This window comes from Paucibacter soli, from assembly GCF_037482845.1.
Taxonomy (GTDB): Bacteria; Pseudomonadota; Gammaproteobacteria; order Burkholderiales; family Burkholderiaceae_C; genus Paucibacter_B; species Paucibacter_B soli.
Genome location: NZ_JBBHJW010000001.1, coordinates 352326 through 366877, shown reverse-complemented (window position 1 = coordinate 366877; position 14552 = coordinate 352326). Strand labels below are relative to the sequence as shown.

Annotated in this window: 16 protein-coding genes; 3 read left to right on the top strand and 13 right to left on the bottom strand. The window is 68.3% G+C overall.

Going from position 1 to position 14552, the window contains the following annotated elements; genetic code table 11:
* Nucleotides 1–16 precede the first annotated feature (16 nt).
* The 4 genes from WG898_RS01725 to WG898_RS01710 all read right to left on the bottom strand — a co-directional run bounded on the left by WG898_RS01725 (nt 17) and on the right by WG898_RS01710 (nt 3567).
* Nucleotides 17–589 carry a hypothetical protein gene (locus WG898_RS01725; protein ID WP_339601054.1) on the bottom strand — a complete coding sequence of 191 codons (573 nt, stop codon included), beginning with the start codon at nt 587–589 and terminating at the stop codon, nt 17–19.
* Between the two features lie 55 nt (nt 590–644).
* The gene (locus WG898_RS01720; protein ID WP_339601053.1) at nt 645–1328 is read right to left on the bottom strand and encodes a hypothetical protein; all 684 of its coding nucleotides are present in this window, start codon (nt 1326–1328) and stop codon (nt 645–647) included.
* Between the two features lie 343 nt (nt 1329–1671).
* Complete coding sequence (locus WG898_RS01715) at nt 1672–2934, bottom strand: nitronate monooxygenase (protein ID WP_339601605.1); 1263 nt, start codon at nt 2932–2934, stop codon at nt 1672–1674.
* Nucleotides 2935–3054: 120 nt separating this feature from the next.
* Entirely contained in the window at nt 3055–3567 is a 513-nt protein-coding gene (locus tag WG898_RS01710; protein WP_339601052.1) for a hypothetical protein, read from the bottom strand.
* A gap of 136 nt (nt 3568–3703) precedes the next feature.
* Here WG898_RS01710 and WG898_RS01705 point away from each other — a divergent pair, with 136 nt between their 5' ends.
* Nucleotides 3704–4318, top strand: coding sequence for an ABC transporter ATP-binding protein (locus WG898_RS01705; RefSeq protein WP_339601051.1), 615 nt, complete (start codon nt 3704–3706; stop codon nt 4316–4318).
* On the opposite strand, the gene WG898_RS01700 is transcribed toward WG898_RS01705, so the two are convergent.
* From WG898_RS01700 to WG898_RS01665, 8 genes are all read right to left on the bottom strand, one after another.
* Nucleotides 4315–5403, bottom strand: a complete 1089-nt coding sequence (locus tag WG898_RS01700; RefSeq protein WP_339601604.1) for an MBL fold metallo-hydrolase — start codon at nt 5401–5403, stop codon at nt 4315–4317. The two genes, WG898_RS01705 and WG898_RS01700, sit on opposite strands and share 4 nt — an antisense overlap.
* 13 nt (nt 5404–5416) lie before the next feature.
* Entirely contained in the window at nt 5417–5833 is a 417-nt protein-coding gene (locus WG898_RS01695; protein ID WP_339601050.1) for a DUF6691 family protein, read from the bottom strand.
* A gap of 10 nt (nt 5834–5843) precedes the next feature.
* The gene (locus tag WG898_RS01690; RefSeq protein WP_339601049.1) at nt 5844–6290 is read right to left on the bottom strand and encodes a YeeE/YedE family protein; all 447 of its coding nucleotides are present in this window, start codon (nt 6288–6290) and stop codon (nt 5844–5846) included.
* A gap of 60 nt (nt 6291–6350) precedes the next feature.
* Complete coding sequence (locus tag WG898_RS01685) at nt 6351–6755, bottom strand: cupin domain-containing protein (RefSeq protein ID WP_339601048.1); 405 nt, start codon at nt 6753–6755, stop codon at nt 6351–6353.
* 68 nt (nt 6756–6823) lie between these two features.
* Nucleotides 6824–7621, bottom strand: coding sequence for a 2-oxo-tetronate isomerase (otnI, locus tag WG898_RS01680; protein ID WP_339601047.1), 798 nt, complete (start codon nt 7619–7621; stop codon nt 6824–6826).
* Nucleotides 7618–9546: an NAD(P)-binding protein gene (locus WG898_RS01675; RefSeq protein ID WP_339601046.1), complete on the bottom strand. Its 1929-nt coding sequence runs from the start codon at nt 9544–9546 to the stop codon at nt 7618–7620. Before WG898_RS01675 ends, otnI begins: the two co-directional genes overlap by 4 nt.
* Before the next feature lie 26 nt (nt 9547–9572).
* Nucleotides 9573–10535 carry a DUF72 domain-containing protein gene (locus tag WG898_RS01670; RefSeq protein WP_339601045.1) on the bottom strand — a complete coding sequence of 321 codons (963 nt, stop codon included), beginning with the start codon at nt 10533–10535 and terminating at the stop codon, nt 9573–9575.
* Nucleotides 10532–12247, bottom strand: a complete 1716-nt coding sequence (locus tag WG898_RS01665) for an ABC transporter ATP-binding protein/permease (RefSeq protein ID WP_339601044.1) — start codon at nt 12245–12247, stop codon at nt 10532–10534. The genes WG898_RS01670 and WG898_RS01665 overlap by 4 nt, the downstream gene beginning before the upstream one ends.
* A gap of 82 nt (nt 12248–12329) precedes the next feature.
* Between WG898_RS01665 and WG898_RS01660 the strand changes: the two genes are divergently transcribed.
* Nucleotides 12330–13463, top strand: a complete 1134-nt coding sequence (locus WG898_RS01660) for a GGDEF domain-containing protein (protein ID WP_339601043.1) — start codon at nt 12330–12332, stop codon at nt 13461–13463.
* Nucleotides 13464–13467: 4 nt separating this feature from the next.
* Here the strand turns inward: WG898_RS01660 and WG898_RS01655 are convergent, their stop codons facing one another.
* Nucleotides 13468–13692 (bottom strand): SlyX family protein, encoded by a 225-nt coding sequence (locus WG898_RS01655; protein ID WP_339601603.1) that lies wholly within the window; start codon nt 13690–13692, stop codon nt 13468–13470.
* 124 nt (nt 13693–13816) lie between these two features.
* Here WG898_RS01655 and rquA point away from each other — a divergent pair, with 124 nt between their 5' ends.
* Complete coding sequence (gene rquA / locus WG898_RS01650; protein ID WP_339601042.1) at nt 13817–14551, top strand: rhodoquinone biosynthesis methyltransferase RquA; 735 nt, start codon at nt 13817–13819, stop codon at nt 14549–14551.
* Nucleotide 14552 lies beyond the last annotated feature (1 nt).

Here is a 14552-nt window from a genome sequence, read left to right as displayed (position 1 = left end):
CTCACCCCACGTTAGCCTATTGAACGACGAAGTAGCCGCTCAGGTGGGCGTGACACAGCTGCAGGCCAGCGGCGGCCATGTCGAAGCTCATGGTCACGGTGCTGCCCGGGTCAAAGTAAAGGCGTGCAACTTGGGCGAAGGCCTGGGCGGAGTTGACGTTGACGCCGCCGGCAAACTGCGCCACCGACATCGGAAAGTCTGCCGTCACGAAGTTGTCGCCGGTATTCGGATTGCTCAATGCCGCTGCCGGCAGAGCTCGGATCTGCACAAACGTGGCACGGCCAGTGCCGGCGCAGCCACCTGACACGTATTCGATCACCAGGCGTTTGACGACCTCGCCGCCGGCGGTCTGAGCAGGGACGACGAATGCGCCCGCCTTTGCGGGCAGCTCCGACGCGCACAGCGGGTCGAACGAATTCGTCACACACAGGGTCTTGGCAAAGGGGCGGTTGGCCGCCTGATCCACGTCGCGCACCGGCGTCGAACCCAATGCCCACGCGACGTGTGGCAGCAAGGCGAGGGCGAGCGGGGTGGCGCTGACGGCCAACGCAAGCGATGCCTGCCCAAACGATTGGAAGAAGCGATCCATGGCTTGACTCCTGGGGTTGAAACTGGGTTGGCGTGCGGCCTGGAGCTAGCGCATATCAACTCGCGGCGTTATGCCGGTTGCGCCGACACGTTCGGCACAGCCACGCGCACAGCAGGGTCAACAACACCGTTGCCAGGCTGGCCGGTTCTGGTATAGAGGCGTAGACAAGGCTGTCCACTTGGTAGGCGGGTAGCAGGATTTGCGGGTCCGTCTGGACGGAGAACAGACTGAGCGAGGAAAAGCTGGAACCAGCGTCTTCGATCAGTCCTAGGAAAAACGAACCACCGCCCGGGTCCAACCCCGCCTCGTTGCCTGCCACCAGCCCGGCATGCGGCCCGTCCTCCAGCAAGATGCCGTAGCTCAGCGCGTCGATGGGAGCGAACGATGGCGCGTAGATGAATTCGGCCCCAAAGGCCCTCAATCGAGCAGCAGCCAGCGGCGGCTGGAACCACAGCCTGACCGAGTCGCCGCCGACGAAGACATCCTCGGGGGCTCCTCCCAAGGCCTGGCCGCCGGTGCCGTCGCTCGCAACCGCAGCTTGTACGGAGTTGGCATCGAATTCGTAGACAAAGTCGCCCCGGCGGGTGCCCGCAGCGATGTTGCCTGCGGCGTAGCCTTCGAAATCGTCGGTGGCGAGGGATTGACCAGCCAGCGCCAGCATGAACGAGGGGCGATCATGAAAAACAAGCGCGCCGCTGTAGGCAGGCGAAACCGCCATCAGCGCGGCCCAGATCGACAACAGGCAAGCGAACACAGCGCGCCCGCCGGTACGCCCGCAAACCACGCGAACGCCCTCCCTATATGCCCTGGGCGCCCGGTTTGCGATCTCGCAGCTTCGATGTGACATGCCAACGCCCCTGTTCCAGACCCGCAGTCGCGCGGATGAATCCGCACGCAAGCTTGCCGCCTTCGCACCCAAGGGGTGCGCATGGCAAGGCAGCGCTATGGTCGCCGCGGGGCGCCAGGCTGTCTTGAAAGAGGTCTGAAAAACTTCTGAAAGTTCAGCGAGTCGATTCGAACGACGCTGCTCAGTCAGTTACGGCCGCAGTTGATCGGCGGCGAGCGCCGCGCGCAAGGTCAAATCACGCCGCCGTCAGCGTCGGCTCCGGCAGCGCCACCTGGTCGTCCACGCTGAACTGGTAGTCGCGGAACACATGCTCGGCGCTGAGCAGCTGGTAGCTGCCGTCGGGCAGGCGGTGGGTGGTGTCCTTGAGGCGCCAGGCGGTCTGGCCGCAGGTCCAGATCTCGAAGTTGCGCATATGGGTGCACAAGCAGGTCTTGTCCATCACATGGACGCGGCGCTCGCCCGGGTGCGCGGCCACCTCGCGGTTGTAGGAGGTGACGTAGGCGCATTTGCCGTTGGCGTCGAGCAGATAGCCGTAGGCCTCGCAGTTCGGGCGGATGCCGTCGCCGATGCCGGGGCTGGCCTTGATCATGCGCATCGGGTAGCCGGTGGGCGAGATCTGGTTGACCTCGATATCGTCCTCGCCGGCCTTGAAGTACTCCTGCTTCACCTCGTCGGGCAGGCCGCATTCCTTGGTGACGGTGAAGCGCGTGGCCACCTGCACGGCGGACGCGCCCAGCTGCAGCATGCGCACCGCATCGCTGCCGGTGAAGATGCCGCCGGCGGCGATCACCGGTATCTCGAGCTTCTCGTCGCGCAGGTACTGGACGATTTCCTTGACGATGGTGGCCAGGTCGTACTCGGCCCAGTCCATGCCGAAGCCCAGGTGGCCGCCGGCCAGCGGGCCTTCCACCACCACATAGTCGGGCAGGCGGTTGAGGCGGCTGTTCTTCTTCAGGAACAGCTGCAGCGCGCGCAGCGAGGAAACGATGATGCCCAGCTTGGCCTCGCGAAAGCGCGGGTGCTGCTCGATGAGCGCAAACGAGCCCAGGTGCAGGCCGGCCGCCAGGGTGATGCCGTCGATGCCCGCGTCCAGCGCGGCGTTCATGCGCACCGCCAGGGTCTCCTTGGGCGCATTCATCGTCAGCTTTTCCATGCAGTTGATGAAGATAAGGCCCTTGCCCTGCTTGCGGGCCATGGTGCCCTCCACATGCAGGCGGGTGGCCTCGGCCAACTGCTCCAGGCTGAACTTGACCGGAGACTTGTCCTCCGAGTCCATGTTGTACTTGTACAGGGCCTGCTTGGCCTTGACGAACTTGGTCTGGTAGCGCCGGTCGGTCACCGTCGGCACCATGGCGTCGGAGATATGGCCCACGCCACCGAGGCGGGCGGCTTCCAGTGCCAGATCGGCAGAGGAAATGTCCACCCCCATGCCGCCGATCATGATGGGCACCAGTTCGTGGCGGCCCAACTTGAGGCGGAAATCGTCCAGGCGTTGCATCATCGGCTTTCTTCAACAATCAGGAAGGGGCGTGAGTGCCCCGGAGCCGGTCGGCTCCATAAATTGGGTTGCCGAGTCTAATTCATCGGCACCCAGAATCCCTGAAAACCCACCCTGACGCTATTGAGCTTGGTCAAGCGCGCGGCACATGCCCAGCTCGCAGCGTACCCGCAGCTGGCCTGCGGCGCATTGCACGCCGAAGTCTTCCACCGCGCCGTCGCGCCAGGCCAGGCGGGCCTCCGGGCGCTGGCCGTCGCGGCCCAGGCAGCCGCTTTCCTTGGTGGCACGTTCGGCCTCGTACTCGTACTGGCTGGCAGCAATGGCCGCGGCCGGCATGGCCTGTGCCGCAGCCAACTGCTTGCTGGGCAGGGCGGCAACAGTGGTGGCCTGCTGCAGCGCCGCCACCGCTTGCGCCGCTGGCTTGGCGGGCGTTGCCACCGTAGCTGCGGCAGGCGCTGCCGTCGCGGGCGCCATGGCGGTCATCAGCGGGCTGCCCACCAACTGGGTTTGCAGCACGCCGGCGCGGCCGGTGGCGGGATCCACGCTGTGGAGTTTGCTGCCGGCGCTGAGCATGCCCATCTTGACCTCCTGCCAGACATAGCTCGGCTCGCCCAGATAGGTGTTGATGCGCATGGCTTGGTCTCGCCTTGATCGGATGAGCTGCCTGCAGCCTAGCCGCTACCGGTGCCCGCCGGTCGGCCGGCTTGTATCCAGATGCAGGCCGGCGAGAATGCAGCCCCGATCCATCAGCCTCCCGCCAGCCCGCACCATGCCCGCCGATCTCCCCCTCATCCAGGCCGAAAACCTTGGCTTCATGCTCGGCGACCGGCCCTTGCTGGAGGGTCTGTGCTTCGCGCTGCGCCCCGGCCTGAGCCTGGTGCGCGGCGGCGATGGGCGCGGCAAGACCACGCTGCTGCGCCTGCTGGCGGGCCAGCTGGCGCCCACCAGCGGCCGGCTGGCGCGCCAGGGTGGCGCGAGCGGCTCTTTTTACGACGACATCACCGACCCACGGCATGACGCCGAGATTGCGCGCGCCTGGCTGGCAGCGCGGCGCGATGCCTTTGCCGCCAGCTGGCAGGCCGGCACCGAGGCTGCCCTGGTGGCGGCCTTGCAACTCGCCGAGCACCTGGACAAGCCGCTCTACATGCTGTCCACCGGTAGCCGGCGCAAGCTGAACCTGTTGGCCGCGGCGGCCAGCGGCGCGGCGCTGACCCTGCTGGACACACCGTATGCGGCGCTGGACGGACGCTCGATCCGGGTGCTCAACGAGCTCCTGAGCGAAGCGGCGGTGGATGGCGTGCGCGCCTGGGTGCTGGCGGACTATGCGCTGCCGGCGGGCCTGGCCGGCGTCGCTTTGGCGGCGCAGATCGATTTGGGCGCTTAACTCGCCCCGCCCTCCACGGGCAGCGCCTCGGCGCGCCAGCGCAGCATGCCGCCGGCCAGGTTGGCGACCTGCTTGAACCCCTGCTTTTGCAGCAGCACCGTGGCCTGGGCCGAGCGCGCGCCCGAGCGGCAGACGGCGACGACGGGCCGGTCGGCGGCCAGCTCGCTGGCCTGCTGCGCCAGCTGCGACAGCGGCAGCAGGCGCGCGCCCCGGATATGGCCCAGCGCATCGTTGAACTCGGCGGCTTCGCGCACATCGACGATCTGGATCGCGCCGCTGCCCATGCCGCCAGCGACGCAGTCGTACAGGGCGTTGGGCTGGATCTCCCAGATGCCGCTGAAGGTGCAGGTGAGCGGCGCCCAGTCGGGCTCGCTGGCGCCGGCAGCCGGGTCGGCCGGTTCACCGCAGCGCAGATTGGCGGGCACGGCGATGTCCATCAGCTTGGGATGGGGCAGGCCCAGGTTCTTCATATAGCCGCTGAAGTCGCCCTCGTTGACATCGCCGCCCAGGCGCGGGTTGTAGCGCCGCTCCTCGGCCACGCTGGTGACGGTGAGGCCGCGATAGTCATGGCCGGGATAGAGCAGGCAGGCCGCGGGCAGGCTGAGGAGCTGCTCGCGCACCGAGTGGTAGAGCCGGCTCGGGCTGCCCTGCTGGAAATCGGTGCGGCCGCAGCCGCGTATCAGCAGAGCGTCGCCGGTGAAGGCCATGGACTGGTCGTCCAGCACATAGCTGAGGCAGCCATTGGTATGGCCCGGGGTGGCGCGCACCTCCAGGTAGCGGGCGCCGAAGGCGATGCGGTCGCCATGCTGCAGCGCGCGATCGGCGCCGCTGGCACCGGCGGCGGCGGCGAGCATGATCTGGCTGCCGCAGTGCCGCTTGAGCAGCCAGGCCCCGGTGACATGGTCGGCATGCACATGGGTGTCCAGCGTGGCCACCAGCCGCAGGCCCAGCTCGCGCAGCAGGGCCAGATCGCGGCGCTCATGTTCGAACACCGGGTCGATCAAGAGGGCCTCGCCGGAGGCCGAGTCACCCAGCAGATAGGTGTAGGTGGACGACGTCGGGTCGAAGAGTTGGCGAAATACCAGCATGGTGGCCTCCTCAGCGGGGTTTGGCGAACTGGTCGTGCAGCAGCATGCCGGCCAGCATGGCGGGCACGAAGACGATGGCGGCGTCCATGCCGGCGCCCAGCGCCACCAGGGCCGGGCCAGGGCAGAAGCCGGCGATGCCCCAGCCGATGCCGAACAGCAGGCCGCCGCCTATCAGGCGCGCGTCGATCGCGCGGATGTTGGGGATCTCCATGCGCTCGCCGCTCCAGGCGCGCTCGCGCTTCTTGCCGGCGGCGAAGGCGAACACGCCCACCGCGATGGCGCCGCCCATCACCAGGGCCAGGCTGGGGTCCCAGGCACCGGCGAGGTCGAGAAAACCCTTCACCTTGGCCGGATTGCTCATGCCGCTGGCGATCAGACCGAGGCCGAAGACCAGGCCGCTGAGGCCTGCAATGAGGAGTCGCAGCATATTCTTCCGTTCAGCCCAGGTGACGCAGCAGATAGACGGTGGCAAAGCCCGCGCCCATGAAGGCCAGCACGTTCACCAGCGAGCGCAGAGAAAAACGGCTCAGGCCGCACACGCCATGGCCGCTGGTGCAGCCATTGGCCATGCGCGTGCCCACGCCCACCAGCAGGCCGGCGCCCAGCAGGGCCAGCGGGCCCACGTCCACCGTGGCCGCCGGCAGCGGTGCAAACAGGCGCCACAACCAGGGCGCCAGCAACAGGCCGGCGATGAAGGCCAGACGCGGGGTTTCGGGTGCCATGCGGGCGCTGCGGAGCAGCAGCGCCCGCATGGGGCTGGCAACGATGCCGGTGATGCCCGCCACGCGGCCATTGCCCAGCAGATAGAGGGCCGTGGCCAGGCCGATCAGCAGGCCGCCGCCGAGGGCACTCCAGGGCGTGAAAAGATTCCAGGCAATGGTCATGAGGACTTGGGCGGAGCGGTGCGCGCTATGGCGGAGCCGAGAAGTCTAAATCCACTGCCGCTATGCAAGGTTCGTCGTCTCCGGTATGTCCGGGTCGGAGACATAGTGCCCGGACTGGTCGGGACCACGCGTGCCGACGATGAGATAGGAGCAGGGAGCATCCGAGCGGTTGGACACGGTGTGCCCGTTGGCGACGCCGGCCGGCCAGCAGGCGGCGTCGCCGGCGACCAGGACGTGATGCCCGTCGTCCTCGGTCACCGTCACTTCCCCGCTGACCACGAACAGGAATTCGTCCACATGTTCGTGCCAATGCCTGACCGAGGCCTTCGCGCCGGGCAATAGCACCTGGAGCGCGGCGCCGAACTGGGTGAGCGCGCCGGCGTCCGAGAGGCGAAAGGTGTCGACCCGGCCCCAGCCGGGCTGGGCGTTGATGTGAGGGGGGACTTGGTCTTGCTTGATGATCATTTCATTGCGGGTGTTTGGCCGGGGGCAGGTCTTGCGTATCTTCCATGCAGCCGGGGCTCGAGGCTTCTTCATCTGGCGCCCATCATCCACCCCAGCCCCGCCGTCGTGCCACCCGGCACCGCGCCGCGCCGCGGCCGGTACTCGCAGCCAATCCAGCCCTGCCAGCCCAGCTGGGCGATCAGCTCGAACAGCCAGGGGTAATTCAGCTCGCCCTGGTCGGGCTCGTGGCGGTCGGGCACGCCGGCGATCTGCAGATGGCCGACCTGGCCGGTCGGAAGATAACGGCGCAGCTTGGTGGTCAGGTCGCCCTCGACGATCTGGCAGTGGTAGAGGTCCATCTGCACGCGCAGCGCCGGCTCGGCCAGCGCGTTCACGATGCGGTGCGCCTCGTCCTGCCGGTTCAGGAAGTAGCCGGGCATGTCGCGCTGGTTGATGGGCTCGATCAGGATCTGGCGGCCGGCCCGCGTGGCCTGCGCGGCCGCCCAGGCCAGGTTGGCTTCGTAGCAGGCCTGCAGGCGCGCGCGCTCGACGCCAGCGGGCGCAAGACCTGCCATCACATGAATGCGCGGGCAGGCCAGCGCCTCGGCGTAGGCGAGCGCCCGCTCGACGCCGGCGCGGAACTCGGCCTCGCGTCCGGGCAGGCAGGCCAGGCCGCGCTCGCCGGCCGCCCAGTCGCCCGGCGGCGCGTTGAAGAGCACCTGCGCGAGGCCGGCATCGCCCAGCCGCGCTGCCAGCGCCTCGGCCGGGTAGTCGTAGGGGAAGAGGTACTCGACGCCCTTGAAGCCGTCGCGCGCGGCGGCGGCAAAACGATCGAGAAACCCATGCTCGGGATAGAGCATGCTGAGGTTGGCGGCGAACTTGCTCATGGGCGTAGTTTCAAATGCTGGGGCCCCGGCTGGCGCCAGAACTGCGGCAGGCGCGCCTGCGGCAAGAGCTCTGCCACGGCGCGTGTGGCCTGGTCGATGGCGCCCTGGGCATAGGCGTAGGCGCCGGCATCGCTGTTGGCGATGGCGATGCGGCCCCAGCCGCGCCGCGCGCGCTGCATGGGCAGGGGGCCGGCGGGCCAAAAGGTGTCCCAGGGTCGCATGTATTCGTAGGCATAGCCATGCGCCCAGCGGTTGATGGTGATGGCCTCGATGTCGGCGGCGGCGTCGAAGCCGAAGGGGCCCAGCGCGCCCTGCAGGATGCTGCGGATCTCGCGCTCCAGCTCGGCAAAGCCCAGGCCCAGCAGCTTGCGCCGCCCGGCCGCGGCCTGCTCGCGCTCGGGCGCGCCGGCCGGGCCGTCGAGCACCACGCCGCCGAAGTGCAGCAGGATGGGCTCATCGGGCGAATCGGGAAAGCGGTAGCGGCCGATGCTGACCGGGAAGTCGATGCGCAGGCTGTCGAACAGATGGCCAGGCAGGCCGAGGCCGGCGATGCCGGCGCGCTGGAAGGGCCGCCAATGGCTCAGCAGCACATTGCCGTAGATGAGCGGTATCCTGACCTGGTCGTTCAGCGCCTCTCGCTGCTGGGCCGGCAACTCGGGGCAGAGCAGGGGGATGACGCGGTGGAAACAGGCCAGCACGAGCTGACCGGCGCGCAAGCGACGCAGGCTGCCATCGCCAGCGCGGTAGCCGATGTCCACCGCGCCGCCGCCGGGCGCGTGCTGCACGCGCAGCACCGGGCTGTCGAGGCGGATGCGCAGCGGCGCTTGCGGGCGGTCCAGCTGGGTGTCGTCGCGCTCGGCCAGCACCAGCGATTCCATGCCGCTGCCGGGCAGGGCGGCCGGGATCAGGCTGCGCAGCAGCGCGCGCACCAGGCCGGCGTTGCCATCGGGGAAATGGTAGATGTAGTCGTCCTGCCCGCCCTTGGCCTGGCGGCCGCTGGGGCTCATCAGCGCGTCCACCGCATCGCCCAGCTGCAGGCCGGCAAAACCGGGCAGGCCCAGGGCAAAGGCATCGAGCGCGCTGCAGGCATCGCTGCCCACGCCGATATAGCCGCTGGTACGGTTGCGGTAGAGCAGGGTCAGCTGCGGATGCAGGCCCAGCACCTCGGTGAGAAAGCGGTCGTAGCTGATGCCGGCCAGGCGGGCGCGCTTCTGGGCGCGCGTGAGTTGCGGCCAGGGGTCATGTCTTGCCTCCTGCTGCAGCAGGCGCAGCAGGTCGCGCTGCGCCGCCGGCAGCAGCGGCGTGCGTGCCACCCAGTCGGCGGCCGGCTCGCCCGCGGCGCGGCGCAGCAGCCGGCCCTCGCCCCAGAGTTCGGGCGCGTACCAGGCGGCGCTTTGCGTGAGGCCATGCCGGGCCTGCCAGCCGCTGTCGAAATAGTCCTTGAACTGTTCCAGCTCGATGCCCACCGAGCGCACCAGCGCATGCACGGCGGGCGACCACAGGCCGGGCGAGTCGAGCGATTCCGAGCCGCCATAGCCGATCAGGCGCCGGCCGTTGCGGGCGGTGAACTCGTTGCGCTGCGCATGGCCGCCGAGTTCCGGCGCGGCGTCCAGGATCAGCATGGACACCGGCCGCCCGGCATGCTGGCGGTACAGCTGCGCGGCCGCCAGACCGCTGATGCCGGCACCCACCACGACCAGGTCGTATTGCTCGCGCGTGTCTGCAAACTCGGCCCAGTCGGGCAGGGGCGCACCGTCGCGGCGCGCATGCAGGGGCGCGGCGGCGGCGAGCGACTGGCCGCCGAAATCTCCCTCAGCGCCCGCAGCACCCACCCCGGCCGCTTGGGCATGCAGGCAGGCCGGGGCCGCCAGGCCAGCCGTGGCCATGCCGTTGATGAAGTCGCGCCGCGTGATGACGGCATGCATACCCAACTGAGTGTCTTGATTCGTCGTCAGCACGCTGGCGCGCTCCTGAGGGGCGTCAGCCCCTCGGCTTGCAGGATGTCCATCAGCGAGCGCGCGTTGCGCTGGCCCTGGTCTTCCATATTGTTGTTGAAGATCACATGGGCCTCGGCCACATGCTCGATGAGTGCGCGCAACTGGACGGCCAGCTCGCGCAGCTCGTCGGCGCCATAGTCGTAGTTGAAGCGCTCCGAGGCCGCCGTGCTGCCCTTGATGTTCCAGGTAGCGGTATTGCGGCCATGCAGGCGCAGCAGCAGGTAGCGTGGGTGGGTGATGGCCCAGACCGCGGGGATGCTGTTGGCGAACGAGCCTTGCGGCTCGTCGACGATGGTGTGCACCACGCCCAGCTCGCGCAGCAGGGCCAGGGTGGGCTCGATCTGCGCGGCCTCGGCAAACCAGCTGCGGTGGCGGAACTCGACGCTGAGTGTGTGCTCGCCGCCCATGCGGGCCACGCATTCGCGCAGCTGCGCCAGCCCCGCGGTGTTGTGCAGCGTCCAGGGCGAGAACTGGAAATGCACCAGGCCCAGCTTGCCGGCCGCGCGCAGCGGCAGCAGGGCCTCTCGGAAGCGGCGCCAGAGTTCGTCCAGCAGCTCGGCGGGCATGTCCTTGTAGTAGAGGTTCGCCTTCGCAGCCAGCGCAGCGGGCAGCGCGTCGCGGATGTCCTTGTGCAGCACCGTGGGCGAGGTCTGGTGGCCGGTGAAGAGCCTGAAGGCCTTCACGTTCATCACAAAGCCCGGCGGCGTGCGTTCGGCCCAGAGCTGGCTGGTGCTGGGCGCGGGCATGGCGTAGTAGCTGGAGTCCAGCTCCACCAGCGGGAACTGGCTGGCGTAATAGCGCAGCCGCGCCTCGGCGCTCTTGCATTGTGCGGGGTAGAAGCGCCCGCAAGCGAGCAGGCTCTTGTCGGTCCAGGAGGCGGTGCCAACGCGGATCGGGTGTTGCCCTGCTTGGTTCATGGGTTGTGCCATTGGTAGCCGGCGGCCGGCCGCAGCTGCCAGGCGCCCTGGCCCTGCAGCTCCAGCACTTGGCTGTGGTATTTGAGCAGCGCCGCATGGTGGCTGACGCTGATGGGGGTGATGGCCAGACCTTGCAGCTGGGCGTAGAGGCGCTCCTCGTTGTCGGCATCGAGCGCGCTGGTGGCTTCGTCCAGCAGCAGATAGCGCGGCTTGGCGAGCAGGGCGCGCGCAAAGGCCAGGCGCTGTAGCTCGCCCACCGAGAGCAGCTTGGCCCAGTCCTGCACCGCGTCCAGGCCACCGAAGCGCTGCGCCAGGTCGCCCAGATTGACGCGCTCCAGCCATTGCTGCAGCTCGGCGTCCGAACTGTCCTGCGCGAGCTGCGGGTAGAGCAGCTGCGCGCGCAGATCGCCCAGCGGCAGATAGGGATGCTGGGGCAGGAACAGCATGTCGTGGCCGGAGGGGCGCAGCACCAGGCCCGAGCCGCTGGTCCAGAGCCCGGCAATGGCGCGCAGCAGCGAGCTCTTGCCTGCGCCGCTGGCGCCCACGATCAGGAGGCCCGCGCCCGGCGCCACGCCGAGGCTGAGCTCGCGCAGCAGCTGATGCTCGCGCCCCGGCGTGTAGAGGTCGAGCCGCTGCAGCTCTAGCGTGAAGCCGTCCTGGCTGCGTATGCGCGCCTCGCCGGGCGCGGGCGCCGGCGGCACGAGCGCCTTGGCAAAGCCGTGCAGGCGGTCGATGCCGGCAGAGAAGCGGCTCAGGCTTTCGAAATGCTCGACCACCACGGTGAGCGCGCTGAGGATGGCGGCAAAGGCACCGGCGGCCTGGATCGCGCGGCCCACCTCCAGTTCGCCATCGAGCACCTGCTGCGCCACGATCACGCTGGGCAGCACGGTGGTGAGAAAGCTGTGCGCATACTGGAACAGATTGAGCTTGAACTGCCAGCGCAGCACCCGCTGGTAGTTGCCATAGAGGGCGGCAAAGACGCGCTGCAGCGTCGACATCTCGCGCGCCTCGCCGCCGTGGAAGGCAATCGGCTCGGCATGCTCGCGCACCCGCACCAGGTTGAAGCGGAAGTCGGCCTCGCGCTGCAGCTGGCGGAAGTTCAGGCCTATCAGCTGGCGGCCGAACACGCCGGCGGTGAACAGGGTGCTGAATACCGCATAGCCCAGCAGAAAGTAGACCAGGGTGCTCGAGATCGACCACAGCACGCCGGCAAAGGCGCTCAGCTGCAGCAGCGCGCCGAGCAGGATCATCGAGAAATAGAGCGACTGCTGGGTGAAGGCATTGATGTCCTCGGCAATGCGCTGGTCGGGGTTGTCGATGCCGGTGATGGTGTTGAGGCGGTAATAGGCATGCTGGCCGAAGTAGCGCCGCAGAAAATCCTCGGTGAGCCAGCGCCGCCAGCGCAGGCCCAGGGTATCGCGCACGAAGTAGTAGAGGCCGTAGATGGGCACGGCCGCCGAGAGCAGGGCCAGGCAGCGCCAGATCGAGGCCCAGAAGCGTTCGGCGTCGCGTGCTGCCAGCGCCGAGGTGAACTCGCCGGTCTCGTGGTTGAACAGCACATTGAAGCCGGTCTGACCCAGCAGCAGCAGGATCAGCAGGGTCAGCATGCCGCGCGCGCGCCAGCGTTCCTCCGAGCGCCAATAGGGCGCCGCCATGGCGAGAAAGCGGCGCCATAGCCGGGTGTTGAAGCCGGGTTGCTCAATGCCGTTCATCTTGGCGCCTATCTTGCCTTGTTCGCGCAGCGGCTACGATGCGCGCCTGCCCGCAGGGCGCAATTTGTTCCTTCATCGCATCGTGGACGTTCGAACCCTGTTCATGGCTCAGACCCTGGCGCTCGTCACGAGTGCTGCGATGCTGTGGGCGGCACGCGCACAGGCGGATCGCAGCAACGGCCTGCACACCTGGACGCTGGCGCTCAGCTGCCAGGGCCTGGCCTATCTGCTGCTGGCCAATGCCGGCAGACTGCCGGCCCTGGTCTCGGGCGGTCTGGGCAATGCGCTGGGCGCGCTCAGCGTGGCCGGCTTCTATGTGGCGATCCGCCAGTTCCTGGGCCTGCGCTATGGCCGCGCCTGGCTGGCAGCCATGTGCTTGGCTGTCACGCTGATCGGCTTCATCGCCGGCGCCAACTATGTCGGCGCCACCATCTTCAACGGCTTTGTCTATGGCCTGCTGGAGCTGCTGAATGCACGCGTGCTGTGGCGCAGCGCCCGACCGAGCCTGGCGCGCATCCAACGCGTGGTGGCGCTGTTCTACCTGCTGATGGGGCTGGTGCTGCCCTTGCGCGCCGCCGCGCTGCTGCTGGCCGGTGCGCAGCTGCGCTACCTGGACATGCCGCTGAGCTGGCAGGAGCCGATCTATGTGTTCGGCTTCGTCTACATCATCGTCACCAATCTGGGTTTTCTGCAGCTCTGCAAGATGCGCGCGGAGGCCGAGGTGCGCGAGCAGGCCTTGACCGACGGCCTCACCGGCCTGGGCAACCGGCGCGCGCTGGACGAGGCGATGGTGCGCATGCTGGCGGCGCGCGTGCAGGACCAGCAGCAGCCGAGCTTCGCGGTGATGATGGCCGACCTCGACCACTTCAAGTCCATCAACGATCGCTTCGGCCATCGTGAGGGCGACCTGGCGCTGGCCGCCTTTGCCGCGCGCTTGAAAACCGGGCTGCGCGCGCAGGACCGGGCCTTTCGCTATGGCGGCGAAGAGTTCTCGGTGCTGCTGCCCGATAGCGATGCGGCCGGCGTGCTGCGCCTGGCGGAGCGCCTGCGCACCCTGGTGGCACGACCCGGCTCGGCCAGCGAGCCGGCCATCACGGCCAGCTTCGGCATCGCGCTGTGGCAGGCCGGCGACAGCGCGGACAGCCTGTTTGGCCGCGCCGACCGGGCTCTCTATCGCGCCAAGCAGGCGGGGCGCGACCGCGTCGAACTGGGGTGAACCCTCAGTAGTGCGGCGGCAATTCGTCGCGTAGGCTGCGAAACGGGGTCGAGCCGGGTTCGGGCGCCTGTTGACGCAGGTGTAGCAACTCGCGCAGCAGCAGGTCGATCTGTTGCTGCTGGCGCACGATCACCGCATTGAGTTGCTCCACCGCGTCTTCGGTGTAGCTGGCCTTGATTTCCAGCTCGGTAAGCCGGGCTTCGATCTGCTGCTGCTGCTGAATGTCCATGGCCGTATTGGACGTCAGATTTGGTGCGCTGGCGGCCGGACTGATCTGCATCAAGCTTGCCCTCCAGTCAGCGACCTAGGCTGGTGGCGCCGACATCGGAAACAAGAGAACAAGGAATCGCCGCATGACGCCGCCCACCCCCCGCGCTGCCGACCTGACCCTCGATGCCTTCAGTCCGCCGCCAGCGCCGATGGTGCCGCGCTATCTGGAACAGGTGTACTGGTGGGCCTATGTGCATCCCAAGGCGGTGCAAACCTTCGAGCGCGAGTGGCTGGTGAATGCCATCCTGTTTGGCAATTACGCCCGCCTGCGCGAGCTGGCCCTGGCCGAGCTGGGCAGTCCCGCGATCCATGGCCGCAATCTGCAGGTGGCCTGTGTCTACGGCAACCTGACCCCGCGCCTGAGGCAAAACCTGGCCCCCGATGCCAGCCTGGACGTGCTGGACATCCTGCCTGTGCAACTGGCCAACCTGGCGCAGAAACTGCCGGCCGACGAGCGCGTCAGGCTGATCCAGGGCGACTCCAGCGCACTGGCCGCGGCCGACGCCAGCTACGAGCAGGTGCTGATGTTCTTTCTGCTGCACGAGCAGCCCGAGGCCGTGCGCCGCGCCACCCTGGCCGAGGCGCTGCGCGTGCTCAAGCCGGGCGGCAAGCTGGTGATCGTGGACTACCACCGCCCGATGCGCTGGCATCCGCTGCGCCCGCTGATGCGCCAGGTGTTCCGCAGGCTCGAGCCCTTCGCGATGGACCTGTGGCAGCACCCGCTGCAGGAATTCCTGCCGGCCGACGTGCAGCTCGCGTCGGTCGATCATCAAAGCTATTTTGGCGGCCTGTACCAGAAGCTGGTGTTGAGGCGCTGAC